The organism is Ramlibacter agri (genome assembly GCF_012927085.1).
Lineage (GTDB): Bacteria > Pseudomonadota > Gammaproteobacteria > Burkholderiales > Burkholderiaceae_C > Ramlibacter > Ramlibacter agri.
The window spans coordinates 514,990-537,764 of record NZ_JABBFX010000003.1 but is presented as its reverse complement, the minus strand read 5'-3'; the positions used below and the strand labels follow the sequence as shown (position 1 = coordinate 537,764).

Genomic DNA, 22,775 nt, shown 5'->3' with positions numbered 1-22,775 from the left:
AAGCTGGGAATTCGTTTCAGGCCACGCTGGCCAGGGCGGGCGCGGCCGCAGGCGCAGCGGCCGTCGTGGAAGGGATCGCATCGGCGAGATAGCCGGCATCGAGCTCGGCGAAGGCGCGGCAGCCGATCTGCGCCAGCACCATGTCGATCTCGCTGCGCACGATCTGCAGGGCCTTGGCGGCGCCGGCGGTCCCGGCGGCGGCCACGCCATAGAGCGAGGGCCGGCCGAAGACGCAGGCATCGGCGCCCAGGCAGCGGGCGATGACGACGTCGGAGCCGCGGCGCACGCCGCTGTCCAGGACCAAGGTCATGTCCGGCCCCACCGCGGCGCGGATGGCAGGCAGCATCTCCAGCGGCGAAGGCGCCGCATCGAGCTGGCGGCCGCCATGGTTGGACACCACCAGCCCGTCGACGCCGACTCGCTGCGCCTCGCGCGCATCGTCCGGGTGCAGGATGCCTTTCAGCATCATCGGTCCACCCCAGGCCGCGCGGATGCGGCGCACAGTGTCCCAGCTCACCATCGGCGCCGGCGTCAAGGTGCCGAACATGTCGGCGACTTCGGCCGCCGTCGCGCCTGCGCGCGCATAAGGCTGCCAGTTGCGCATCATCGGGATGCCGCCGGTGCGCAGGTAGCGCAGCACCCAGGCCGGGTGGCCCAGCGCCTCCAGCACCACGGGCAGCGTCATGCGGAAGGGCCGCGAGAAGCCGTTGCGGCGATTGCGCTCGCGATTGGAGTTCACCGGGATGTCGATGGTCACCACCAGCACCGGCACTTTCGCGGCGCTCGCCCGGCGCACGAAGTCGTCGTTGATCTTCGGGTCGCTGGTGCAGTACATCTGGAACCAGGTGTGCTGCGGCGCGATGGCCACCACTTCTTCCAGCGAATCGTTGCTGGAGCTGGAAAGCAGGAAAGGCACGTTGGCGTTGCGGGCCGCTTCGGCCTGCATCAGGTCCGCGCCCGGGCGCCACAGGCCGGCCAGGCCGGTGGGCGAAATGCCGAAGGGGCTGGCGTAGCTGCGGCCGAACAGCGAGACCGACTGGTCGCGCTTGCTCACGTCGCGCAGGTAGCGCGGCACCAGCTGGTGCTGGGCGAAGGCCGCGCGGTTGCGGGCCATGCAGCGCTCGTCGTCGGCGCCGCCGTCGATGAAGTCGAAGGCGATGCGCGGCAGCTTGCGGCGCGCCAGGCGCCGCAGGTCTTCCAGGTTGATGGCGTTGCGGATGTCCATGTTGTTGTCCTCCTAGTCTTCGTATCGGTGCGCCTCGCCGGCCAGCGATGCGGCGACCCCTTCCAGCTCGGTGCGCAACTGCGTGGCGCGCGCGAGCGGAAAGCGCTCGGGCGGCCCCGCCAGGCAGACCGCCGCGAAGGGCTCGCCCCGCGCTCCCAGCACCGCCACGCCGAAGCTGTGCAGGCCCGCGACCACGCCGCCGGCGTTGACGCCGAAGCCGTGCCGCGCCGAGTCGTCGCGCATGCGCTCCAGCGCCTGCAGCCGCGCGGTGCCGCGCCGCACCACCTCGCGCGCCGTGTTCTCCTTCAGCACGTCGCTGGCCTCCAGCGTGGGCAGTCGCTGCAGGATGGCCACGCCGCCGGCCGCGACGAACAACGGCGCCCGCGTGCCCGGCGTCACGGCCAGGGCCGGCAGGCTGGCGGCCAGGCCTTCGCGCACGCCGCAGACGAAGTCGCTGCCGCTGCGCAGCAGCAGCAAGGCGACGCCGTCCATGCGCTGCGCGAAGCTGCGCAACAGCTCCTCGGCGCGGCGCTGGAAGCGCGCCCGCTGCGGCAGCGCCAGCGCCAGCTCGAACATCAGCGGCCCCGGCGCGAAGCGCCGGCCGTCCTCGCGCCGCATCACCATGCGCGCCTCGGCCAGGCAGTCCAGCACCCGCAGCGCCTCCGCTTCGTCCAGCCCGCAGACGGCGGCCAGGTCCGGCAGCCGCCAGCCCTCGTCGGGCCGTTCGGCCAGCACGCGCAGCAGGCGGATGCCGCTGTCGAGACTGCGCGTGTCGCCCGGCTCCTGGCCGGCGACACGGAGACGGCCATGGGAAGCAGGCATGTCAGGCGGCGGCGTGCGAGTACATGGGGCGGCCCGCGACCGGGACGCGCGCCGTGAAGATGCAGCCGCTGCGCGACTCGATCATGTACAGCGTCTTGCCGTCCGCGCCGCCGTAGGCGCAGTTGGTGGTGGTGAGCCCGCCATCGGGCGGCTCGATGCGGTACTGCGGTTCGCCGCGCGGGCTGAAGATCCACACGGCGCCGAAACCCACGTGGCACACGGCCAGGCCGCCCTGCGAATCGAGCGCGATGCCGTCCGGGCCGCCGCCGCCGCTCATGCGGATGTAGACGCCGACCTTCGTCGCCGCGCCGTCGCTCATGAGCGGCACGCGCCAGATGGCGTTGTCGCGCGTCGCGGCCAGGTACACCGCGGTCTCGTCCAGGTTCATCACCAGGCCGTTGGGGCTGGGAATGCCCTTCAGCACGAGGTCGAGGCGACCGTCGGCCTTGAGGCGGAACAGCCTGCCGGTGGGGTCGTGCAGCCCGGTCTGGCCCTGGTCCGTGAAATACAGGTCGCCGTTGGACGCGAAGAACAGGTCGTTGCAACCCTTGAAGCATTCCAGCTGCGCGCGCTCCAGGTACGGTTCGACCTTGCCCGTGCGCGGGTCCATCACCATCAGGCCGCGGCGATAGTCGGCGATGAAGGCGCGACCATCCGGGTGGAACTTCAGGCCGTTCGGCTCGCCGTCGTACTCGGCCGCCAGCTCCACGCCGCCGCGCGGGTCGATGCGGAAGATGCGGCCCCAGGGGATGTCGACAACCCACAGGTTGCCGTCACGGTCGAAGGACGGGCCTTCCAGGAACACCGGCGCGGGCGCGCCGTGCAGCTGCGTGCGGGTCCAGGCGCACTGCCTGTTGTTCTGGTGGAACTTGTCGGGAATGCGCGCGAACACTTCGGCGCGGAGCTTTTCCGGGGGAGCGAACATGGGTGAATTCCTTGGGGGTTCAGTGGCCGGCGGCGCGGCCAGGCAGCCACAGCGCGAGTTCGGGCCAGATCACGAGCAGCAGCAGCAGCACGAACATCAGCAGGTGGAAGGGCAGCGTGCCCATCACCACGTCCGACAACTTGCCGCGCGAGATGCTCTGGATGACGAAGAGGTTGATGCCGATCGGCGGGGTGATCTGGCCCATCTCGATGAACAGGACGACGATCACGCCGAACCACACCGGGTCGATGCCGTACTTGCCCAGCAAGGGATAGAGCAGCGGCACGGTGATGACGATCATCCCCAGGCTTTCCACCAGCGCACCGAGGGCGGTGAACAGCACCAGCAGCGCAGCGAAGAAGCCGAACTTGCTGAGGTTGAGGGAGATGATGAACTGCGTGATCTCCTCGCCGACGCCGCCGACGCTCATCGCGTACGAGAAGATGAAGGCGGCGTAGGTGATGAACAGGATGTTCGCCACCGTCAGCGCGGAGGTCTTCAGGCTGTCGACGAACACCTTCCAGTTCAATTCTCCGAACAGGAAGGCGATGAGGACCGCGACGAAGCAGCCCACCGCCGCCGCCTCGGTGGGCGTGGCGATGCCGGCGTAGATGGCGCCCATGGTGCCGCCGATCAGCAGCATGAAGGGCCCGATCTCCAGCAGCGCGCGCAGCACGACGGCCAGGGTCAGCGCACCGCGTTCGCGCGGCGCGATCTCCGGCTTGCTGATCGCGGCCACCGCGAGGTAGGCCATGAACAGCGCCGTCAGGATGACACCCGGCACGACGCCCGCCATGAACAGCTTGACGACCGAGGTTTCGGTGAAGGTCGCATAGACGATCATCGCGATCGACGGCGGCACGAGCACGCCCAGCGTTCCGCCGGCAGCCAGCGAGCCGGTGGCGAGCCGCGGGTCGTAGTTGCGCGCCCGCAGCTGCGGCAGCGCCACCTGGCCGATGGACGCCGCGGTGGCGATGCTGGAGCCGCTGACGGCGGCGAACACCGCGCAGCCCGCGATGTTCGTCTGCAGCAGGCCGCCCGGCACGCCGCGCACCAGTTGCGACAGGCCGCCGTAAACGCGCATCGCCAGGCCGCTGCGTTGCAGCAGCTGCGCCATGAACACGAACAGCGGGATCGCCGTCAGCGTATAGGCGTCCATGCTGCCCCAGCTGGTGAGGCCCAGCCCGTGCAGCGCGCCGATGCCGCCCTGCAGGTACAGGTACACCATCGCCGGCAGCATGATCGCGAAGGGCACGGTCATGCCGGCGCCCAGCAGCGCCAGGAACAGGACGAAGATCAGGATGATCTGGTACTCAGCGGGCATGGTTGCCTCCCTGGCCCGCGGCCTGCAGGCGTTGGATGTCGCCGGCGACGGTGCGCAGCATCGCCCAGGCGAGCACGGCACAGCCGATCGGCATGGACAGGCGCGGAATCCACAGCGGCGTCAGCAGCACCGTGGCGGACACGTCGCCGGACTGCCAGGTGATCCACTCGAAGCGGACCATCTCCAGCAGCAGCACGATGGTGACCACCGTGGACGCGAGGTCGAACGCCAGGCGCAGCAGCGCCTTGCCGCGCCCGGAGAGGCGGTGCTCCAGGAAGTGCACGCGGTGGTAGGCGTGGTGAAGCTGGCCAGAAGCGAGCGTCAGGAAAGTGATGGCGACGAGCGCGTAGCCACCCAGCTCGTTGCTCACCTGGATCGACCAGCCGAACACGGTGCGCACCAGCATCTCGACGCCCATCATCACGATGAGCGCCAGCACCATCAGCTGCCCGGCCCAGCGCGCCAGCACGGCGCTGATGCCTTCGCGCGGCGCGAACTGGTCGGCGTCGGGGCTTTCGAGCTCCCCGTATTCCTCCGCCGCGACCGGCGGGGGCGCGTGGCCCTCGCTCAGAACCGCGGCCATGTCAGCGCCCCACCGCCGTGCGGACCTTCTGCAGCGCTTCCTTCACGCCCGGGCGCTTGTCGCCCCACTCGGTCCAGTAAGGCGTGATGCGGCGCTCGGCTTCGGCCAGGTCGGCGCGGGTCGGCTCGGTGACGACCATGCCGCCCTCGGCCAGCTTCTTCGTCAGGTCGCTGTCCTCCGCCGCCATGGCGTCGGAGATCTTGCGCGTGTGCTCGTTGACGATGGCCTGGATCTTGGTGCGCAGCTCCGGCGACAGCTTGTCCCAGGCATCCTTGTTCACCAGGATCAGCGAGTCGATGAAGCTGACGTTGAGGCGGTAGCTGTACTTCAGCAGGTCGCGCCAGACGTAGCCATAGCCCGAGCTCGCGGTGAGTGCGCCGTCGATGACGCCGCGGTCCAGGCCGGCGGCGACTTCGGAGGTGCCCAGCGTGACCGGCACGCCGCCCAGCAGCTTGATGAACTCCGCCTGCTCCGGCGAGATCACGCGGATCTTCTGGCCGGCGATGTCCGAGAGCGAGGTCATCTTCTTCTTCGACCAGAACACGTTCTCCGGGAAGATGTAGCGGCCCAGGAGGACGATGTTCTTCTTGGCCAGTTCGGCGCGCAGGTAGTCGGCCTCGATGTCCCAGGCCTTCTCGAAGTCGGCGCGGGTGCGCAGGAACATCGGCAGGCGCACGAGGCCGCCGACCGGCAGGTTGCCGATGAAGGAGGCGTCGTCGCCCATCTGGACGACGTTGTCGCTGACGGCCTGCGTGATGGCCACCGCGGGAATCGGCAGGGTGCCGCCCAGGTGCAGGCGGATCTGCAGCTGGCCCTTGGACTCCTTGTGCACGGCGTCCAGCATGGCGTTGAGGCCCTTGACCGACGTGACGGTGGCCACGGCGTTGTAGGTGTAGGCGCGCCAGTTGTCGGCGTGCGCCGCCAGCGGCAGCAGCAGGGCGGCGGCCAGCGCGCAGCCCGCGCGGCGGGCCTGCTCGAAACGGATCTTCATGATGTCTCCTCTTGCTCTCGTAGTGAATGAAGGTGCCGCTCAGGCGGCGTTGCCGCGCACCTCGACGCCAGCCCACTGCTCGAGGGTCTGCACGATCGTGGTGGTGTTCTGTTCCGCGCCGACCTGCAGCACGGTCTGCATCCACAGGCGGTCGACCGCGGTGGCGACCCACATGGGGACTTGCAGCGATTCGGCCATGTCCATGCACAGGCGCACGTCCTTGCGCATCAGGCCGTTGGCGAAGCCGTTGTCGAACTTGCGATTGAGCACGTGCTTGTGCCAGCGCTCCTCGGTGCAGATGTTGCGGCCCGAGCCGCGGTTCAGCACGCGCAGCATCACGTCGGGGTCCAGGCCCGCCTTCACGCCCAGCACGGTGGCTTCGGCGGTGATGGCCATCGCGGTGGCGACCATCAGGTTGTTCAGCAGCTTCAGGCTCTGGCCCATGCCGACGCGGTCGCCGACGACTTCGCAGTGGCCCAGGTGCTGCAGCACCGGCGTCACCGCGGCTATGGTCGCGCGGTCGCCGGACAGCATCATCTGCAGCTTGCCCGTGGCGGCGCCGGTGACGGCACCCGTGACGGGCGCATCGATCGCCTGGATGCCCGCCTGCGCCAGCGCTTCGCCCACTTCGCGCGCGACCTGCGGGCCGGTGGTGGAGAAGTCGATGTAGGTCTTGATGGCGCGGCCCTGGACCAGGCCGTCCGCGCCCAACGCCACCTGCTTGACGACATCGGGCGTCGGCAGGCTCACCAGCACCACGGCTGCTTCGTCGGCCACGGCACGCGGCGAGCCCGCGATGGTGGCGCCGCGCTCGGCGAACTCGCGCTGCGCCTGGGGCCGCACGTCGAACACGACGAGCTTGTGGCCCGTTTCCAGCAGGCGCGAAGCGATGCCGCGCCCCATGTTGCCCAGTCCCACCACACCGACGATCCCGCTCATATGCGCCTTTCGATAACGATCAAGTGGGCGGATCATCCGCTTGGGAAATGCGGTGAAGAAGGTGCTGCGCGTCGTGCGTTCCACGGGTTGGACTTCACGAATCGGCGCGTGCAGGGCGCATTGCGACCCCACAAACGGCGCTGCGCCGGACGCAAGCGCCGGCGCAGCACGATGGGGTTTGAAAAGAGGAGCGGGAGCGGTCGCCGCGTTGGCTCAATCCGGCTTGATGTTGGCCGACTTCACCAGGTCATGCCACTTGCGGGTTTCGGCAGCCTGGAAGTTGCGCAGCGACTGGGGCGTGCCGCCGCCGGGGACGCCGCCCTGCTGCTCGACCCAGCTCTTGACATCCGCTTGCGCCAGCGCGGTCGCGACGTCGGCGCTGATCTTCGCCACCAGTTCCGCGGGCACGCCCGCCGGCGCATACAGGCCCCACCAGGCGTTGACGGCGAAGCCTTTCAACCCGCCTGCTTCGGCGACCGTGGGGATGTCGGGCAGCGTGGCGTTGCGCTCGGCGCTCGTGATCGCCAGGATGCGCGCGGCGCCGGCCTTCGCATGCGGCAGCACCACGGAGCTGTTGTGGAACAGCACCTCGTAATGGCCGCCCAGCAGGTCGGTCATCATCTGCGAGCTGGACTTGTAGGGGATGCCCATCATCTTGATGCCGGCCATTTCGTCCAGCAGTTCGGCCGACAGGTGCGGCGTGGTGCCCGAGCCGGGGTGGCCGTAGCGCAGCTTGCCGGGGTTCTGCTTCGCATACGCGATCAGCTCGCGCAGGTTGTTCGCCGGCACGGCCGGATGCACGACCAGCAGGTTGGGCATGCTCATGACCAGCGAGATCGGCGCCAGGTCCTTGACCGGGTCGTAGGGCATCTTGTCCATCATGCTCTGGCCGACCGCCACGGCGCCGATGGTGCTGATGACGAGCGTGTAGCCGTCCGGCGTGGCCTTGGCCGCGCGCTCGGTGCCGACGATGCCGCCGAGGCCGGCGATGTCTTCGATGACGACCGGCTGGCCCCAGGCGAATGTCAGCTTGGTGGCCAGCGTGCGGCCGATCGCGTCCGGGCTGCTGCCGGCGGCGGCGGCAACGATGATCTTGACGGGCTTGTTGGGATAACCGGCGGCGGCGGAATGCTGTTGCGCAAAGGCGGTGCCGGCAAGGCCTGCCGCGACGGCCAGCACGCACAGTTTTTGGATGGATCTGACGAACACGCTTGTCTCCTGGAAGGGGCGCGCCCACGATAGTGCGGTCGTCCCCCGGCGCGCCAGCGGCTGGCGGCCCGTTGTTCCAAGGCGTGAACTTCCTGATTCCCGGCGGGCCGGGGCCACGCTTTTGTCACCCGTTGAAAATTGCGTGCGCGTTCGCTCGGCGCATCGTCAGCCCCGGCCGATAGGATGGATTTCGCAATAGAACAGGAGACAACAGTGGCACAAGGAATGGAAGCGCGCGCCCGGCCCGACCTCTGGCGGGTGTGCGTCGCGGCAGTGGTCGGCTCGGCCATCGAGGGATTCGACTTCCTCGCTTACGGCACGGCATCGGCCCTGGTATTCGGCAAGGTGTTTTTCTCGAACCTCGACGCGACCACGGCGAGCATCGCCTCGTTCGCCACCTTCGCGACCGGCCTGCTGGCCCGCCCGCTGGGCGGCCTGGTCTTCGGCCACTACGGCGACCGCGTGGGACGCAAGACCATGCTGTCGCTGAGCCTCGTCATGATGGGTGTCGCGACCGTGGGCCTGGGGCTCGTTCCCAGCTATGCCGCCATCGGCTTCTGGGCGCCGCTGCTGCTCGTGCTGCTGCGCATGGTGCAGGGCATCGCCTTCGGCGGCGAGTTCGGCGGCGCGATCCTGATGGCTGTGGAACATGCGCCGCCCAAGTGGAAGGGCGTGCTGGGCGCGCTGCCGCTGGCCGGGGTGCCGATGGGACTGGTGATGTCGGCGGGATCTTTCGCGCTGGTGACGCAATTGCCCGAAAGCAGCTTCCTGGAATGGGGCTGGCGCCTGCCCTTCCTGGCGAGCGTGCTGCTGGTCATCGGCGGCTACTACATCCGCTCCTCGATTCCCGAGACGCCGGAATTCCTGGAGGTGCAGCAGCGCCACCGCACCAGCCGCATGCCCTCGCTGGAGCTGCTGCGGGAGCACTGGAAGATCACCGCCCTCACCATCGGCAACAAGCTGGGCGAGGTGACGCTGTACTACACGGCCACGGTCTTCCTGATCGCCTACGCGATCAAGATCGGCTTTTCGCGCGCCGACACCATCCACGCCCTGCTGGTGGGCGCGGTGGCGCAGGTGATCGGCATGGTCATCACCGGATGGCTCTGCTCCAAGGTCGACGGCCGCAACGTCGCCCGCGTCGGTGGCATCGTGCTGGCGGTGTCCATTGCCGGACTCATCACGCTGATCGAAAGCCGCGACAGCTTCCGCCTGGACCTGGCGATGATCTTCGCGCTGGGCGTCGTGCATCCGCTGGTCTACGCGCCGCAGGCGGCCTTCTACAGCGCCCAGTTCCCCGCGCACCTGCGCTACTCGGGGCTGTCGATCGGCATCCAGTTCGGGGCTGCCATCGGCGGCGGCATCGCGCCGATCATGGCGACGGCGCTGGTGGCACGCTACGGGGACCTGACTCCGGTTGCGTACTACGTGGGAGCGATCGGCGTGCTGGCCGCGATCTGCGCGCACTTCATGCGGCCTTCGGAAGGGCATGAGGCGAGTTCACGGGCGCCGGTGGGCGTCGCCCACGCGAAGACCTGAGCGACAGGATGCAAGGCGGGCCCGCGGGCCCGCCTTTTCGCTTTACAGGTTGAAGTTCAAGGCCAACCCGGCCTCCTCCCAATCCAGCTCGATCAGGCGCCCGGTCCACGACAAGGTGACGTAGGCCTTCTTCCGATCCGGGCCGCCGAAACAGATGTTGGTCGAATACGGCTCCGGCATCTTCACCACGCGCTCCACCTGGCCCGAGGGCGAGATCACGGTGATCGCGCCCGTGACCAGGGTCGCGACGCAGATGCTGCCGTTCGCCTGCACCGCCAGGCTGTCGAAACGCTGATAACCCGGCAAGCCACACACCAGCCGCCCGCCATTGGGCGAAGGAAAGGACGCCTTCGCCACCTGGCCCGGCTCCACGATGGGAAAGGCCCACAGGCGCGAGGTTTCCGTTTCGCTGACGTACAGCGTCTTCTGGTCCGGCGCCAGGCCAACGCCGTTGGGGTTGGCGACCGGGTGCGCCACTTCGACGATGCCGCTGCCATCGGGCAGCGCGTAGTAGATGCTGCCCACCTCGCGCTGGCGATGGCGGATCTTGCCGAAGTCGGTGAAGTAGAAGCCGCCGTGCGCGTCGAACACCAGGTCGTTCGGCGCCGTCAGGGGCACGTCGCCGCAATGGGTGTAGAGCGTGCGCACCGCGCCGGTCGCCATGTCGATGCGCTGGATGGAGCCGGTCTCGTAGTCCGGAGGCAGTTCGCCATGGACCACGTGGCACTCGCCATCGACGTCCTGCACGATGAAGCCGCCGTTGTTGCACACGTACAGCGCGCCATCGGGGCCGACCGCGAGCCCGTTCGGGCCGCCGCCGGTTTCGGCCACCACCTGCACGGCGCCGTCCTTCGTCACCCGGGACACGCGGCCGGCCGCGATCTCCACGAAACACACGGACCCGTCGCTGAGAGCCACCGGGCCCTCGGGAAAGCGCAGACCCTCTGCAAGAACCTTCATTCCATCTCCTTCATGAACTACCTGTGTTGTTTCTGGAAGCACTGCAGCGCGTAGCCGCGGATCTCCTCGGCGAGCGCCGCGACCCGCGCGTGCAGCGCCGGCACGCTCGCGGCGCAAATGCGCTCGGGGCTGCCCGTGACCGTGATGGCGCCGAAGGCCTCGCCGTCCACGCCTTCGACGCCCAGCGCCATGGCGTGCACGCCGGGCGCGATGTCACCGGCACTCAAGGCATAGGGCTGGCCGGCGCTGCGCTCCTGCATCTGCTGGAAAGCCTTGAAGCGCCGCGGCCCGCCGCTCGCTTCGAGCGCGAGATTGGCCTCGACGATCTGTCGCACTTCCTGTTGCTCCAGCATCTTGAGGATGGCCAGCCCGCCGGCCGCGCCGATCAGCGGCCGGCGCGTTCCCACCCGGACCATCATGGCGGCCAGTTCCACCCCGCCCTTCTTCTGGAACACGCAGACCACTTCGTGCCCGCTTCTCAGGCTGAAGCTGCAGATGCAGCGCGTCGCCAGCGCGAGCTGCTCCAGGCGCGGCTCCACCCGGTCCCGGAACGTAGAGTATTGCGGCAGGCCCACGCCCATCTCGAACAGGCGCTGGCCGGGGTAGTACTTGACGTCGCGCGGGTAGCGGCGCGCGAAGCCGCCGCTGACCAGGCAGGCGAGGATGCGATGGCAGGTGCCCGGGTCCAGGCCGACGTGGTCGGCCAGGTCGGTCAAGCGCCAGCCGAACTCGCCCCGGCTGCTGAGGCCCAGCAGCACCTGCAAGGTTCGGTCGACGCTGCGCGTGCCCGGACCCGTGGGGGCCGGGCACGCTGATCTGCTCACTGCTTCACCGCTCATGTTTGCTTTCGCGGCAGTGTATGCAGGGGCCAGCGGCTTCCCGCCGCGTCGATGGCAAAGAGTTTCCAAGGCGTGGAACGCCGCGGCGCACGGCACTTTTTCGTGGGTTGAAATGTTTCTGCCGGCTCCGTCCGGACACTGCCACATCGCTTCCTAGACTGCCCGCATGGATCAAGAAGCAATCGATGCCGGCCTGCGCACGCGGGCCGAAGTGCTGGGCCTGGCCCACGTCCAGCAGTCCATGGGCGCGGAGGCGGACTTCTCGCGGCCGCTGGAGGAACTGGTCTCGGCCTACTGCTGGAACGAGATCTGGAACCGCCCCGGCCTGGACCGCCGCACGCGCAGCGCGATCAACCTCGCGATGCTCACCGCGCTGAACCGGCCGCAGCAGCTGAAGCTGCATATCCAGGGCGCCCTGAACAACGGCCTCGGCAGGACCGAGGTGCAGGAAGTCCTGCTGCAATGCGCCGTCTACTGCGGCGTGCCGGCCGGCATGGACGCCTTCCGCGTGGCGCGCGAAACCTTCGCCGAACTGGAGAAGGCATGAGCCCGCTGCCTCGCATCGGCTGGCTGGGCCTGGGCAACATGGGCGTGCCCATGGCCAGGCGCCTGTTGCGCGCGGGCTTCGCCGTCACCGCCTACGACCCGGCCGCACCGGCGCAGACGCTGGCCACGCTGGAAGGCTTTCGCCGCGCCGACGGCGCCGCGCCGGCGGTGACGGATGCGGACGTCGTCGTGCTCATGCTGCCAAGCAGCGCCGTGGTCGACGCCGTGCTCTGGGGCGCCGACGGGATCGCTTCGCACATGAAGGCCGGCGCGCTGCTGGTCGACATGGGTTCCTCCGACCCGCGGCATTCGCAGGAGAACGCCCGCAAGCTCGCGGCGCTGGGCATCTCCTTCCTGGACGCGCCGGTGTCCGGCGGCATCCAGCGCGCCGACGACGGCGGGCTGTCGATCATGGTGGGCGGCAGCGACGCGGACCTGGCCACCGCCCGGCCGCTGCTCGAACACCTGGGAAAGACGATCACATTGGTCGGTGCCACCGGCGCCGGCCACGCGGTGAAGGCCCTGAACAACTTCGTTTCGGCCGCCGGCCTGATCGCCGCGAGCGAAGCCCTCGTCGCCGCGGAAGCCTTCGGAATCGACCCGGCACGGGTGAACGGCGTCTTCAACGTCTCCTCGGCCCGCAACACGGCGACGGAATCCAAGGTGCAGTGCATGCTTTCCGGCCGCTATGACTTCGGCTTCGCGCTGGCCTTGATGCGCAAGGACCTGGCCACCGCCGCCGGCCTGGTGCAAGCCATGGGCATCGCAAGCGGCATTTCGCAGAGCGTGCTGCAGGTCGCATCGGCCGCCGAAGCGGCCTTGCAACGCGGCGCCGACCAGACCGCGATCCATGCGTACCTGAAAGAAGGAGTGCGGAAGTGAACGTGAAGGAACAAGTGTCCGCTGCCGAATGGGAAGCGCGCGTGGACCTGGCGGCGGCCTACCGCCTGATGCCCCTCTTCGGCATGAGCGACCTGATCTACAACCACATCACCTGCAGCATCCCGGGCGAGCAGGGCAAGCTCCTCATCAACCCCTACGGCTTCATGTACGAGGAGATCACCGCCTCGTCGCTGGTCACCATCGACCTCGCGGGCAACATCCTCTTCAACCCGAACGCCGGCTACGGGGTGAACCAGGCCGGCTACGTGATCCACGGCGCGGTGCACGCGGCGCGGGAGGACGTGCACTGCGTGATCCACACGCACTCGCGCGCGGGCATGGCGGTGGCGGCGCTGAAGTGCGGCCTGCTGCCCTTGACGCAGACCGCGATGCGCTTCGCCAGCATCCCGTACCACGACTTCGAAGGGCCGGCGATCGACCTCGCCGAGCGCGAGCGGCTGGTGCAGGACCTGGGCCGTGCCGACGCGATGGTGCTGCGCAACCACGGCCTGCTGGTCGCCAGCGCCGACATTCCGCAGGCCTTCAATACGATCTACTGGCTGGAGATGGCGTGCCGGGCGCAGGTCGACGCCATGGCCTGCAACACCGAGCTCAACTTCGCCCGCGACGAAGTCGTGAAGAAGACCGAGCACCTGTACCGGCCGGAAGTGCGGCGCCCGCACGGCATCCTCGAGTGGCCGGCGATGCGCCGATATCTCGACCGGCGCGATCCCTCCTACAAGACCTAGCCAGCGTAGAACTCCACCAGCGCGTCGATCAGCGCCTGGGCGTAGGCCGGCAAGGTCTCGCCCTCGCGCACCACCACGAAGCGCTCGCGCATGCGCCAGGCGTCGGTCAGTTCCAGCTGCACCAGCTGCATGCTGGCCAGGTTGTGGGCCGCGCTCATCTCCGGCACCACGCCGATCCCGACGCCGGCACCGACCATGCGGCAGACCGCGTCGAAGCTGGAGAGCTCCACCCGGAAGTGCAGCGTGCGGCCGATGGAAGCGGTCACCGCGGCCAGGTGCGCCCGCAAGGTGCTGGCCGCATGCATGCCCACGTGCGGCTCGTCCAGCGTGTCGGCGAAGGCGATGCTCTTGCGCCGGGCGAAGCGGTGCCCGCGCGGCACGATCAGCACCAGCCGGTCGGTGCTGAAGTGGATGGAGCGCAGGCCGGGCGTCTCGATGCGCGTGGAGACGATGCCCAGGTCCGCCGAGCCATCCAGCACGCCCAGGGCGATTTCCGGGTTGTGCTTCTCCTGCAGCTCCACGTTCACCTTGGGGTTCGCCTTCAGGAAGCGGGGCAGCACGGCCGGCAGGATGTCCGTCACGCCCGTGGTGTTGGCCTGGATGCGCACGTGGCCGCGCAGGCCGCGCCCGTACTCCTGCAGTTCGCTGCGCAACTGCTCCGACTGGCGCAGCAGGTTGCGGGCGTGGTGCAGGAAGGCCTCGCCGGCGGGCGTCAGCCGCACGCCGCGCGCCTGCCGGTACAGCAAGGGCATGCCGGCCTGCTCCTCCAGCGCCTTGATGCGGCCGCTGGCCGCCGGCAGCGACAGGTGCTGCTCCTCCGCGGCGTGGGTGATGTTGGATTTCTGGGCGACCGCGACGTAGAGCCGCAGGTCGCGAAGGTCGAAGTTCATGCTGCGCCGGCTGAGCCTTCGGATCGGCCGAAGGCTTCCTTTGGAATCTCCGCATTGTGAAGGAGCGCTGCCTTGGGCACCATCCCGCCATGACCGAAGCCAACGCAGAGATGCGCATCACCCAGGACGTGCTGGAGCACCTGCGCACGTGGACGGGCAAGACGGAGGAACGCCAGGACGAGGTCACCCCCGCCCCCGTGGCCGGCCTGTCCGCCACGCTGGACCTCGCCGCGGGCGCTGCCGCCGGCGGCGAACTGCCCCCGATCTGGCACTGGCTGTACTTCCTGCCGAACGCCCCGCAGTCCGAACTGGGCGCCGATGGCCACCCGCGCCTGGGCGGCTTCCTGCCGCCGGTGCCCCTGCCCCGCCGCATGTGGGCCGGCAGCCGCATCCAGTGGCTCGCGCCGCTGCGCGTGGGCGACAGGATGCAGCGCGTCTCGACCATCCAGTCGCTGGCGCACAAGGCCGGGCGTAGTGGCGACCTGGTGTTCGTGACGGTGCGGCACGAGATCTCGCGCGGCGGCGAACTGGCGATCCGTGAAGAGCAGGACATCGTCTATCGCGCGCCGGCACGACCCGGCGATCCCGCTCCGGCACCGCAAGCAGCCCCGACCGACGCCACCTGGTCGCGCGAGCTGGTCGCCGACCCCGCGCTGCTGTTCCGCTTCTCCGCGCTGACCTTCAACGCGCACCGCATCCACTACGACCGCACTTATGCGCAGGACGTGGAGCAGTATCCCGGCCTGGTCGTGCACGGCCCGCTGCAGGCGACCCTGCTGCTGGACCTGGTGCGGCGCAAGCAGCCGCAGGCGCGGCTCGCCAGCTTCAGCTTCCGGGCCATGAGCCCGATCTTCGACGGCCACCCCTTCCAGGTCTGCAGCGCACCGCAGGCCGACGGCCACAGCGCCCGCCTGTGGACGCAGGACGCCAGCGGCCACCTGGCCATGCAGGCCGAAGCCCGATTCCAGTGAGCAAGAACATGAAGACCCAGATCCCCTTTCCCTACCAGGAAATGCGCGAGGCCCTGCGCGACCTGTGCGGCCGCTTCGACTCCGCCTACTGGCAGAAGGTCGACACCGAGCGCGGCTACCCCGAGGCTTTCGTCGACGCGCTGACCGAAGCCGGCTGGCTGGCCGCCATGATCCCGCAGGAATACGGCGGCTCCGGCCTGGGCCTGGCCGAGGCCTCGGTGGTGATGGAGGAGATCAACTTCGCCGGCGGCAACGCCGGCTCCTGCCACGGCCAGATGTACAACATGGGCACCTTGCTGCGCCATGGCTCGCCCGAGCAGAAGAAGCAGTACCTGCCCGGCATCGCCGGCGGCAAGCTGCGCCTGCAGACGATGGCCGTCACCGAGCCCACCACGGGCACCGACACGACGCAGCTCAAGACCACCGCCGTGAAGAAGGGCGACCGCTACGTCGTCAACGGCCAGAAGGTCTGGATCTCGCGCATCCAGCACTCCGACCTGATGATCCTGCTGGCCCGCACCACGCCGCTGGCGGAGGTGAAGAAGAAGAGCGAAGGCATGAGCATCTTCATCGTGGACCTGCACCAGGCCATCGGCAAGGGCATGACGGTGCGGCCGATCCAGAACATGGTCAACCACGAGACCAACGAAGTGTTCTTCGACAACCTGGAGATCCCGGCGGAGAACCTGATCGGCACCGAAGGCCAGGGCTTCAAGTACATCCTGGACGGCCTGAACGCCGAGCGCACCTTGATCGCCGCCGAATGCATCGGCGATGCCTACTGGTTCGTCGACAAGGCGCGCCGCTACGCCAGCGAGCGCGTGGTGTTCAACCGGCCCATCGGGCAGAACCAGGGCGTGGCCTTCCCGCTGGCCGACGCCTACATCGAGACCGAGGCGGCCAACCTGATGCGCTTCAAGGCCTGCTCCATGTTCGACGCGCACCAGCCCTGCGGCGCCGAGGCCAACATGGCCAAGTACCTGGCGGCCAAAGCCTCCTGGCAGGCGGCCGACATGTGCCTGCAGACGCACGGCGGCTTCGGCTTCGCCCATGAATACGACGTCGAGCGCAAGTTCCGCGAGACGCGCCTGTACCAGGTGGCGCCGATCTCGACCAACCTGATCTACTCGTATGTCGCCGAGCACGTGCTCGGCCTGCCTCGGAGTTTCTGATGGCCAGGCCTCTCGACGGCATCATGGTCGTGTCGCTGGAACATGCGATCGCCGCGCCCTTCTGCACCCGCCAGCTCGCCGACCTCGGCGCGCGGGTGATCAAGGTCGAGCGCCCAGGCGGTGGTGACTTCGCTCGCGACTACGACACGCGCACGCACGGCCTGGCCTCGCACTTCGTCTGGGTCAACCGCTCCAAGGAAAGCCTGGCCCTGGACCTGAAGCAGCCGGCGGCGCTGGCGGCCTTGAAGGAGTTGCTGGCGACGGCGGACGTGCTGGTGCAGAACCTCGCGCCCGGCGCCGCCGCGCGCATGGGCCTGGGCTACGAGGAACTGAGCGCGCTGAATCCGCGGCTGGTCGTCTGCGACATCTCGGGCTACGGCAACGACGGTCCCTACCGCGACAAGAAGGCCTACGACCTGCTGGTGCAGAGCGAGGCCGGTTTCCTTTCGATCACCGGCACGCCGGACGAGCCCTGCAAGGCCGGCAACTCCATCGCCGACATCGCCGCCGGCATGTACGCGTACAGCAACGTGCTGGCCGCGCTGCTGCAGCGGCAGCGGACGGGACGCGGCTCGCACATCGACCTGTCGATGCTGGAAGCGCTGGGCGAGTGGATGGGTTTCCCGATGTACTACGCGTACGAAGGCCAGAGCGCGCCCACGCGCAACGGCGCCGCGCACGCGACCATCTATCCCTACGGCCCCTTCGAGGCCGGCGACGGCAAGACGGTGATGCTGGGCCTGCAGAACGAGCGCGAGTGGAAGTCCTTCTGCGACAAGGTGCTGCTGCAGCCGCAGCTGGCCGCCGACCCGCGCTTCGACGCGAACACCAGGCGTAGCGAAAACCGCGCCGAGCTGAAGCGCCTGATCCTGGAAGCCTTCGGCAAGCTGAGCGCCGATGAAGTGATCGCCCGGCTCGAACAGGCGCAGATCGCGAACGCGCACGTCAACACCGTCGGCGACTTGTGGCAGCACCCGCAGCTGCGGGCGCGCGAGCGCTTCCGCACGATCCAGTCCCCCGCCGGTGCGTTGCAGGCGCTGCTGCCGCCCGGCGCGAACGACAGCTTCGACTACCGCATGGACCCGGTACCCGCGGTGGGCCAGCACAGCGAATCGATCCTGCGCGAGCTGGGACGCAACGAGCAGGACATCGCGGCGCTGCGTGCCGCGGGAGCGATCTGACATGAGCCAGGCCGTCGCCCGCGCCGCCAGCTTCCTGTTCGTGCCCGCCTCGCGGCCGGAGCGTTTCGAGAAAGCGCTGGAGTCCGGCGCCCACTGCGTCATCCTGGACCTGGAAGACGCGGTGCCGCCGGACCAGAAGGCGCAGGCCCGCGAGCAACTGGCGCAGCGGCTGCCCGGCTTCACCCGCGCGCAACTGGCGCGCACGCTGGTTCGCATCAACGCCGACGGCACGTCCTGGCATGCAGAGGACCTGCGCATGCTCGCGCGCTGCGTGGGCCAGGGCCTGGCGGGTGCGATGGTGCCGAAGGCCGAATCCGCCTCGGCGCTGCGCAGCGTCGGCATGGCACTGGGACCGGACGCGAAGCTGGTACCCCTGGTCGAATCGCTGGCCGGCCTGGACGAGGTGGACTCGCTGGCAGGCACGCCGCAAGTGTGCCGCCTCGCCTTCGGCCATCTCGACTTTCAATTGGACCTGGGCATGCGCTGCGGCCCCGCGGAGACCGAGCTCACGTCGGTGCGCTTCGCGCTGGTGGCCGCGTCGCGCCGCGCCGGCCTGCCCTCGCCGATCGATGGCGTCACCGTCGCCACCGGCGACGCCGAGCGGCTGCAGGCCGACACCGAGCGTGCCCGCGGCTTCGGCTTCGGCGCCAAGCTGTGCATCCACCCGGCGCAGGTGCGCGCGGTGAACGAGGCCTTCTCGCCCTCGGCCGCCGATGTCGAATGGGCCCGCCGCGTCGTCGAAGGCGCGCAAGCGCGGCAAGGCGAAGCCTTCAGCATGGACGGCAAGATGGTGGACCTGCCCGTGATCCGGCTGGCGCAGCAGACCTTGCAGCGGGCCGGCTGAACGGGCCTCAGTCCAGCAGGCTGCCTTCGACGGCGGGCGCCTGCGCCAGCCCGTACTTGCGCACCTTGTCCGCCAAGGTCGTCTTCGGAATCCGCAAGGCCCGCGCGCTGTGCGCCACGTTGCCCTTGTGCTTGTCCAGTTCGGCGACGATCAGCTCGCGCTCGTAGCGCTCCACCATCTCCGGCAGTGACGGCGCCGGGGCATCGTCCGCGGCTGGCGATGCAGCCGTGGTCTCAACGACCGCGCAGGGGATCCCCAGCACCAGGCAATCCGCCACATTCCGCAGCTCGCGCACGTTGCCCGGCCACTCGTGCGACAGCAGCAGCCGCAGCTGGTGCGGCGTGACGCCCGGGTTCGGCCGCGCATAGCGGCTCGCCGCCAGCAGCATGAAGTGCTCCATCAGCAAGGGGATGTCCTCACGCCGCTCGCGCAAGGGCGGCAGCTCGATGGCCGCGATGTTCAGGCGGTAATAGAGGTCCAGGCGGAAGTGGCCGCCCTTCGCGTGCAGCAGCAGGTTTTCCTTGGTGGCGGCGACGATGCGCACGTCCACCTCGGTCTGCTCGTTGGAGCCGAGCCGCTGCACCCGCCGCTCCTGCAGCACGCGCAGCAGCTTGATCTGCATCGCCATCGGCATGGTCTCGAGTTCGTCGAGGAACAGCGTGCCCTTGTCGGCATGCTCGATGCGGCCGATGCGCCGCTTCTGCGCGCCGGTGAAGGCGCCCGGCTCGTGGCCGAACAGTTCGCTGTCCAGGAGGTTGTCGGGCATGCCGCCGCAATTCAGAGCGACGAAGGGCGCGTTGTGGCGTTTCGAATGCGTGTGCAGCGCCTGCGCCACCACTTCCTTGCCGGTCCCGGTCTCGCCATGCACCAGCACGTCCACCGGCGAATCGGCGATGTCGGCCAGCAGCGCGCGCACCCGCTGGATCTGCGGCGAGACGCCGACCAGCTGGCTCTCCAGGCTGGCGCGGCTGGCCAGCGTGCGGCGCAGCTTCTCGACTTCCAGGGTCAGCGAGCGCTTTTCCAGCGCGCGTCGCACCACTTCCACCAGCGCTTCGCGCGAGAAGGGCTTGGGGATGAAGTCGTAGGCGCCGCTGCGCATCGCTTCCACCGCCAGGCCGACGTCGCCGTGGCCGGTGATCATCACGACCGGCAGGTCCGCGTCGTGCGTGCGGCACCAGCGGATCAACTCGAGGCCGTCCTTGCCGGGCAGGCGCATGTCGGTCACCACGACGCCCGGGAAGCCGGGGTGCAGCGCGGCGATCGCGGCCTCGGCCGAATCGACCGCCTGCACCTGGATGCCGGCCAGCTGGATCGCCTGGACGCAGCCGAGGCGCATGTGGGGATCGTCCTCGACGACGAGGACGGAGAGTTCAGTGATGCGCATGTTCAAGCAGCTGTTCCGATGGGATGCGCACGCGGAAGCAGGTGCCTCCGCATGCGTGTTCGAGCACCACGATGTCGCCACCGAAGTCGCTCACGATGTCGCGCGAGATGGCCAGGCCCAGGCCCAGCCCAGCGCCCTGGGCCTTCGTCGTGAAGAAGGGCTCGAAGAGCTGCTCGCGAATGCCGGGCGCGATGCCCGTGCCGTTGTCGCAGACGTCGATGCAGGTCCACGCCCCGCCCGCCTCGCCGTCCTCGACGCGGGAGACCCGCAGTTCCAGGCAGGGCGCGGCCACGCCGGCCATCGCATCGAGCGCATTGCCGATCAGGTTGATCAGCACCTGTTCCAGCCGGTTGGCCTCGCACCAGGCGTACACCGTGCCGGGCGCGCAGTCGTTGACCAGCCGCGCGCCCATCTTGCGCAGGCGCATCCCGTACAGGAACAGGGCGTTGGAGAGCGTCTGGCCGATGTCGGTGGACTCGCAGACGGCGTCGGACTTGCGCGCGAAGGTCTTCAGCGGATGGATGATGTTGCCCATCTGGTCCGCCAGCCGCGCCATGATCTGCAGGTTGCCGGCCACCTGCTCCGTCTCGCCGCGGCGCATGAATTCCTCCGCGTTGCCGGCGAAGGTCTGCAACGCGCCCAGCGGCTGCGCCAGTTCGTGGGTGATGCCCGCGGCCAGCTGCCCCAGCACGGCCATCTTGGCGGCCTGCACCAGTTCGCTTTGCGTAGCCCGCAAGGACTGCGTGCGCGCCTCCACCTTGGTCTCCAGTTCCGCGTTGGCGTTTTCCAGCATGCGGCGCACGTCGCTGCGCTGGCGGCTGATGCGCCGCGCCTGCGCCAGCACCAGCGCGAAGAGCACGAGGAAGCCTGCCACCAGCGCCGCCTGCAGCAGCGCCTGCCGGCGCACGCCCTTGAGGTCCAGGAACAGCATCACGTGCCAATCCATGCCGTCCAGGGGACGACTCAGCACCAGCTGGCCGGCCACGGGCTGCGTGTCCTGTTGCGGGTCGAGTTCGGCCACCAGCGGGAACTGGCGGATCGCCATGTCGGCATAGACCCGCGTCAACTGGTGGTCCACCCGCTGGTCCACCGTCAGCGGCATCAGAGAGCGGTAGCGCCAGCCGGGGTTGCTGGAATCGATGACGACGCGGTTCACGTCCGCGATCAGGGCCGGCGAACCCACCATGTCCCAGGTCTGGTGGATCGGCTGCAGGCTGATCTTGATCGCCGCGACGCCCACGATGACCGAGCCATCCCGGATCGGATAGGACACGAAGTAGCCGGGACGGCGGCCATCGACGCCGATGGCGAAATGGCGTCCGACCCGGCCCGACAGCGCTTCCAGGAAGTAGGGCCGGAACGAGACGTCGGTGCCGAGGCGGCTGTCGTCCGGGTGCGTCTCGTTGCTGGAAGCCACCACGACGCCGCGGTCGTCCAGCGTGAAGGCGGCGAGGCTCCCCACGTGCGCGTTCAAGCGGCGCAGGTAAGCGTTGGCGGCGGCCGTGCGCTGCGGCGTGGCGGGCTCGCGCAGCAGGGCCAGGATCGCCGGATGCAGCTGGATCGTCGCCGGCACGTTCTCCAGCGACTTCACGACGCCCTGCACGGCCGCGGCAAACAGGTCGAGCCGGTGGTTGGCGTCGACTTTCAGCTGGTGGATGCCGCGCTGCTCGCCATGCCGGAAAGCCAGCACCGCGCTGGCGACAACCAGCAGGGCGATGGCAAAAGCCGCCATCCCGATCTTCACATCGCGAGAGGGGGAACGCATTCCAGGCGGGGCCGTCAATCCAGGGGCAGGTCGTTGGGGTCCCGGTACAGCTCGACGAGCTCGCGCGAGGGCGGCCAGTCGAGGTTGAGGCCGCGCGGCGGGATGGGCCGCTCGAACCACTTCGCGTACAGGCGCATCGCCTCGCCACCGCGCATCAGGTCGGCCAGCGCCTTGTCGACGATGCGCTTCAGCTCGTGGTCGCCGCGGCGCATCATGCAGCCGTACACCTCGGACGACATGGGCGAGCCGACGATCACCCAGCGCTCCGGGTTCACCGCCTTGGCCCGCTCGCCATACAGCAGCGCGTCGTCCATCATGAAGGCTTCCGCCCGGCCCGCTTCCAGCAGCGCGAAGGATTCGCCATGGTCCTTGGCGACCAGGATCGTGAACTTGCGGCCCGTGCCTTCGTTGTAGAGGCGCAGCAAGCGCTCCGAAGTGGTGGCCGCGGTGACGACGACGCGGCGGCCCGCCAGGTCGGGGAAGTCGCGGATGCCGGAGTCGCGCGCCGTCATCAGGCGGGTGCCGATCCGGAAGAAGGACACCGAGAAGGCCACGTGCCGCGCCCGCTCCCGGTTGTGCGTGGTCGACCCGCATTCGAGGTCGACGTTGCCGTTCTGGACCAGCGCCAGCCGGTTCTGCGCGGTGACGGGCACGAGCTTGACGGTGAGGCTGGCCAGGTGCAGCTCGACGCGGATCGCCTCGGCCACCTTGAGCATCAGCTCGTGCGAGAAGCCGACGACGTGCCGCTTGGCGTCGTAGTAGGAGAAGGGGACGGAGGATTCGCGGTGGCCGAGGTTGATGGTGCCGGCTTCCGAGATCCGCCTGATCGTGTCGACCGGCTGCGCGCCTGGGCAGGCACACGCGAGTGCCAGGGCGCCGCCGACGAGAAGAGCCAGTTTTTTCATTGCGGTCGCCGAGCATTTTGCATGCCATTAGCATGCCAACACGAGGACGGTTTTCCGGATTGACGGCGGCCGCTTGAACGGTTTTCCCTGCGCGCGAGGGCGGAAATCCGCACCGGAAGCGCCGCGCGGG

At 69.0% G+C, this 22,775-nt stretch carries 22 protein-coding genes; 8 read left to right on the top strand and 14 right to left on the bottom strand.

Features of this window, described 5'->3' with window-relative positions; genetic code table 11:
• Positions 1-16: 16 nt before the first annotated feature.
• The 8 genes from HHL11_RS27035 to HHL11_RS27000 all read right to left on the bottom strand — a co-directional run bounded on the left by HHL11_RS27035 (position 17) and on the right by HHL11_RS27000 (position 8,018).
• The gene (locus tag HHL11_RS27035; RefSeq protein ID WP_169421711.1) at positions 17-1,225 is read right to left on the bottom strand and encodes an alpha-hydroxy acid oxidase; all 1,209 of its coding nucleotides are present in this window, start codon (positions 1,223-1,225) and stop codon (positions 17-19) included.
• Positions 1,226-1,237: 12 nt separating this feature from the next.
• Positions 1,238-2,047 (bottom strand): IclR family transcriptional regulator, encoded by an 810-nt coding sequence (locus tag HHL11_RS27030; protein WP_169421710.1) that lies wholly within the window; start codon positions 2,045-2,047, stop codon positions 1,238-1,240.
• A gap of 1 nt (position 2,048) precedes the next feature.
• Positions 2,049-2,972, bottom strand: coding sequence for an SMP-30/gluconolactonase/LRE family protein (locus HHL11_RS27025; RefSeq protein ID WP_169421709.1), 924 nt, complete (start codon positions 2,970-2,972; stop codon positions 2,049-2,051).
• A gap of 19 nt (positions 2,973-2,991) precedes the next feature.
• Positions 2,992-4,296, bottom strand: coding sequence for a TRAP transporter large permease (locus tag HHL11_RS27020; RefSeq protein WP_169421708.1), 1,305 nt, complete (start codon positions 4,294-4,296; stop codon positions 2,992-2,994).
• On the bottom strand, positions 4,286-4,879 hold the full coding sequence (locus tag HHL11_RS27015; protein ID WP_169421707.1) for a TRAP transporter small permease: 594 nt from the start codon (positions 4,877-4,879) through the stop codon (positions 4,286-4,288). The genes HHL11_RS27020 and HHL11_RS27015 overlap by 11 nt, the downstream gene beginning before the upstream one ends.
• 1 nt (position 4,880) lies before the next feature.
• On the bottom strand, positions 4,881-5,870 hold the full coding sequence (gene dctP, locus HHL11_RS27010) for a TRAP transporter substrate-binding protein DctP (RefSeq protein ID WP_169421706.1): 990 nt from the start codon (positions 5,868-5,870) through the stop codon (positions 4,881-4,883).
• A 39-nt stretch (positions 5,871-5,909) separates the two neighbouring features.
• Complete coding sequence (locus tag HHL11_RS27005; protein ID WP_169421705.1) at positions 5,910-6,809, bottom strand: NAD(P)-dependent oxidoreductase; 900 nt, start codon at positions 6,807-6,809, stop codon at positions 5,910-5,912.
• Positions 6,810-7,022: 213 nt separating this feature from the next.
• The gene (locus HHL11_RS27000; protein WP_169421704.1) at positions 7,023-8,018 is read right to left on the bottom strand and encodes a tripartite tricarboxylate transporter substrate-binding protein; all 996 of its coding nucleotides are present in this window, start codon (positions 8,016-8,018) and stop codon (positions 7,023-7,025) included.
• Positions 8,019-8,231: 213 nt separating this feature from the next.
• Here HHL11_RS27000 and HHL11_RS26995 point away from each other — a divergent pair, with 213 nt between their 5' ends.
• A complete protein-coding gene (locus HHL11_RS26995) occupies positions 8,232-9,557 on the top strand; it encodes an MFS transporter (protein WP_342593288.1) in 1,326 nt (441 codons plus the stop codon).
• Between the two features lie 42 nt (positions 9,558-9,599).
• Here HHL11_RS26995 and HHL11_RS26990 read toward each other — a convergent pair whose 3' ends face one another.
• Positions 9,600-10,517: an SMP-30/gluconolactonase/LRE family protein gene (locus HHL11_RS26990; RefSeq protein WP_169421703.1), complete on the bottom strand. Its 918-nt coding sequence runs from the start codon at positions 10,515-10,517 to the stop codon at positions 9,600-9,602.
• A 17-nt stretch (positions 10,518-10,534) separates the two neighbouring features.
• Positions 10,535-11,341, bottom strand: a complete 807-nt coding sequence (locus tag HHL11_RS26985) for an IclR family transcriptional regulator domain-containing protein (RefSeq protein WP_169421702.1) — start codon at positions 11,339-11,341, stop codon at positions 10,535-10,537.
• Between the two features lie 181 nt (positions 11,342-11,522).
• On the opposite strand from HHL11_RS26985, the gene HHL11_RS26980 reads away from it, so the two are divergent.
• Genes HHL11_RS26980 through HHL11_RS26970 form a run of 3 tightly spaced genes read left to right on the top strand, consistent with a single transcriptional unit; the run spans position 11,523 to position 13,533 of the window.
• Positions 11,523-11,903, top strand: coding sequence for a carboxymuconolactone decarboxylase family protein (locus tag HHL11_RS26980; RefSeq protein WP_169421701.1), 381 nt, complete (start codon positions 11,523-11,525; stop codon positions 11,901-11,903).
• Complete coding sequence (locus HHL11_RS26975; RefSeq protein ID WP_169421700.1) at positions 11,900-12,784, top strand: NAD(P)-dependent oxidoreductase; 885 nt, start codon at positions 11,900-11,902, stop codon at positions 12,782-12,784. Before HHL11_RS26980 ends, HHL11_RS26975 begins: the two co-directional genes overlap by 4 nt.
• Complete coding sequence (locus HHL11_RS26970; RefSeq protein WP_169421699.1) at positions 12,781-13,533, top strand: class II aldolase/adducin family protein; 753 nt, start codon at positions 12,781-12,783, stop codon at positions 13,531-13,533. The genes HHL11_RS26975 and HHL11_RS26970 overlap by 4 nt, the downstream gene beginning before the upstream one ends.
• On the opposite strand, the gene HHL11_RS26965 is transcribed toward HHL11_RS26970, so the two are convergent.
• A complete protein-coding gene (locus tag HHL11_RS26965) occupies positions 13,530-14,423 on the bottom strand; it encodes a LysR family transcriptional regulator (protein WP_169421698.1) in 894 nt (297 codons plus the stop codon). The genes HHL11_RS26970 and HHL11_RS26965 overlap by 4 nt on opposite strands.
• Before the next feature lie 89 nt (positions 14,424-14,512).
• Between HHL11_RS26965 and HHL11_RS26960 the strand changes: the two genes are divergently transcribed.
• From HHL11_RS26960 to HHL11_RS26945, 4 genes are read left to right on the top strand one after another with little or no spacing between them, the layout of a single operon-like run.
• On the top strand, positions 14,513-15,394 hold the full coding sequence (locus HHL11_RS26960; protein WP_169421697.1) for an HTD2 family dehydratase: 882 nt from the start codon (positions 14,513-14,515) through the stop codon (positions 15,392-15,394).
• An 8-nt stretch (positions 15,395-15,402) separates the two neighbouring features.
• Positions 15,403-16,566, top strand: coding sequence for an acyl-CoA dehydrogenase family protein (locus HHL11_RS26955; RefSeq protein ID WP_169421696.1), 1,164 nt, complete (start codon positions 15,403-15,405; stop codon positions 16,564-16,566).
• Positions 16,566-17,747 (top strand): CaiB/BaiF CoA transferase family protein, encoded by a 1,182-nt coding sequence (locus HHL11_RS26950; RefSeq protein WP_169421695.1) that lies wholly within the window; start codon positions 16,566-16,568, stop codon positions 17,745-17,747. Before HHL11_RS26955 ends, HHL11_RS26950 begins: the two co-directional genes overlap by 1 nt.
• Position 17,748: 1 nt before the next feature.
• Complete coding sequence (locus tag HHL11_RS26945; RefSeq protein WP_169421694.1) at positions 17,749-18,591, top strand: HpcH/HpaI aldolase/citrate lyase family protein; 843 nt, start codon at positions 17,749-17,751, stop codon at positions 18,589-18,591.
• A 7-nt stretch (positions 18,592-18,598) separates the two neighbouring features.
• Here HHL11_RS26945 and HHL11_RS26940 read toward each other — a convergent pair whose 3' ends face one another.
• Genes HHL11_RS26940 through HHL11_RS26930 form a run of 3 tightly spaced genes read right to left on the bottom strand, consistent with a single transcriptional unit; the run spans position 18,599 to position 22,645 of the window.
• Positions 18,599-19,975 (bottom strand): sigma-54-dependent transcriptional regulator, encoded by a 1,377-nt coding sequence (locus HHL11_RS26940; protein ID WP_205964663.1) that lies wholly within the window; start codon positions 19,973-19,975, stop codon positions 18,599-18,601.
• Positions 19,962-21,707, bottom strand: a complete 1,746-nt coding sequence (locus tag HHL11_RS26935; protein ID WP_169421693.1) for an ATP-binding protein — start codon at positions 21,705-21,707, stop codon at positions 19,962-19,964. The genes HHL11_RS26940 and HHL11_RS26935 overlap by 14 nt, the downstream gene beginning before the upstream one ends.
• Before the next feature lie 47 nt (positions 21,708-21,754).
• Entirely contained in the window at positions 21,755-22,645 is an 891-nt protein-coding gene (locus tag HHL11_RS26930) for a transporter substrate-binding domain-containing protein (protein ID WP_169421692.1), read from the bottom strand.
• Positions 22,646-22,775 lie beyond the last annotated feature (130 nt).

Coding starts and splice junctions, on each gene's coding strand:
- HHL11_RS26965 (WP_169421698.1), bottom strand. CDS start 14,423: ATGAACTTCGACCTTCGCGACCTGCGGCTCTACGTCGCGGTCGCCCAG.
- HHL11_RS26990 (WP_169421703.1), bottom strand. CDS start 10,517: ATGAAGGTTCTTGCAGAGGGTCTGCGCTTTCCCGAGGGCCCGGTGGCT.
- HHL11_RS27030 (WP_169421710.1), bottom strand. CDS start 2,047: ATGCCTGCTTCCCATGGCCGTCTCCGTGTCGCCGGCCAGGAGCCGGGC.
- HHL11_RS26975 (WP_169421700.1), top strand. CDS start 11,900: ATGAGCCCGCTGCCTCGCATCGGCTGGCTGGGCCTGGGCAACATGGGC.
- HHL11_RS26955 (WP_169421696.1), top strand. CDS start 15,403: ATGAAGACCCAGATCCCCTTTCCCTACCAGGAAATGCGCGAGGCCCTG.
- HHL11_RS27020 (WP_169421708.1), bottom strand. CDS start 4,296: ATGCCCGCTGAGTACCAGATCATCCTGATCTTCGTCCTGTTCCTGGCG.
- HHL11_RS26930 (WP_169421692.1), bottom strand. CDS start 22,645: ATGAAAAAACTGGCTCTTCTCGTCGGCGGCGCCCTGGCACTCGCGTGT.
- HHL11_RS26945 (WP_169421694.1), top strand. CDS start 17,749: ATGAGCCAGGCCGTCGCCCGCGCCGCCAGCTTCCTGTTCGTGCCCGCC.
- HHL11_RS27025 (WP_169421709.1), bottom strand. CDS start 2,972: ATGTTCGCTCCCCCGGAAAAGCTCCGCGCCGAAGTGTTCGCGCGCATT.
- HHL11_RS27015 (WP_169421707.1), bottom strand. CDS start 4,879: ATGGCCGCGGTTCTGAGCGAGGGCCACGCGCCCCCGCCGGTCGCGGCG.
- HHL11_RS26980 (WP_169421701.1), top strand. CDS start 11,523: ATGGATCAAGAAGCAATCGATGCCGGCCTGCGCACGCGGGCCGAAGTG.
- HHL11_RS26935 (WP_169421693.1), bottom strand. CDS start 21,707: ATGGCGGCTTTTGCCATCGCCCTGCTGGTTGTCGCCAGCGCGGTGCTG.
- dctP (WP_169421706.1), bottom strand. CDS start 5,870: ATGAAGATCCGTTTCGAGCAGGCCCGCCGCGCGGGCTGCGCGCTGGCC.
- HHL11_RS26960 (WP_169421697.1), top strand. CDS start 14,513: ATGACCGAAGCCAACGCAGAGATGCGCATCACCCAGGACGTGCTGGAG.
- HHL11_RS27035 (WP_169421711.1), bottom strand. CDS start 1,225: ATGGACATCCGCAACGCCATCAACCTGGAAGACCTGCGGCGCCTGGCG.
- HHL11_RS26940 (WP_205964663.1), bottom strand. CDS start 19,975: ATGCGCATCACTGAACTCTCCGTCCTCGTCGTCGAGGACGATCCCCAC.
- HHL11_RS26950 (WP_169421695.1), top strand. CDS start 16,566: ATGGCCAGGCCTCTCGACGGCATCATGGTCGTGTCGCTGGAACATGCG.
- HHL11_RS27005 (WP_169421705.1), bottom strand. CDS start 6,809: ATGAGCGGGATCGTCGGTGTGGTGGGACTGGGCAACATGGGGCGCGGC.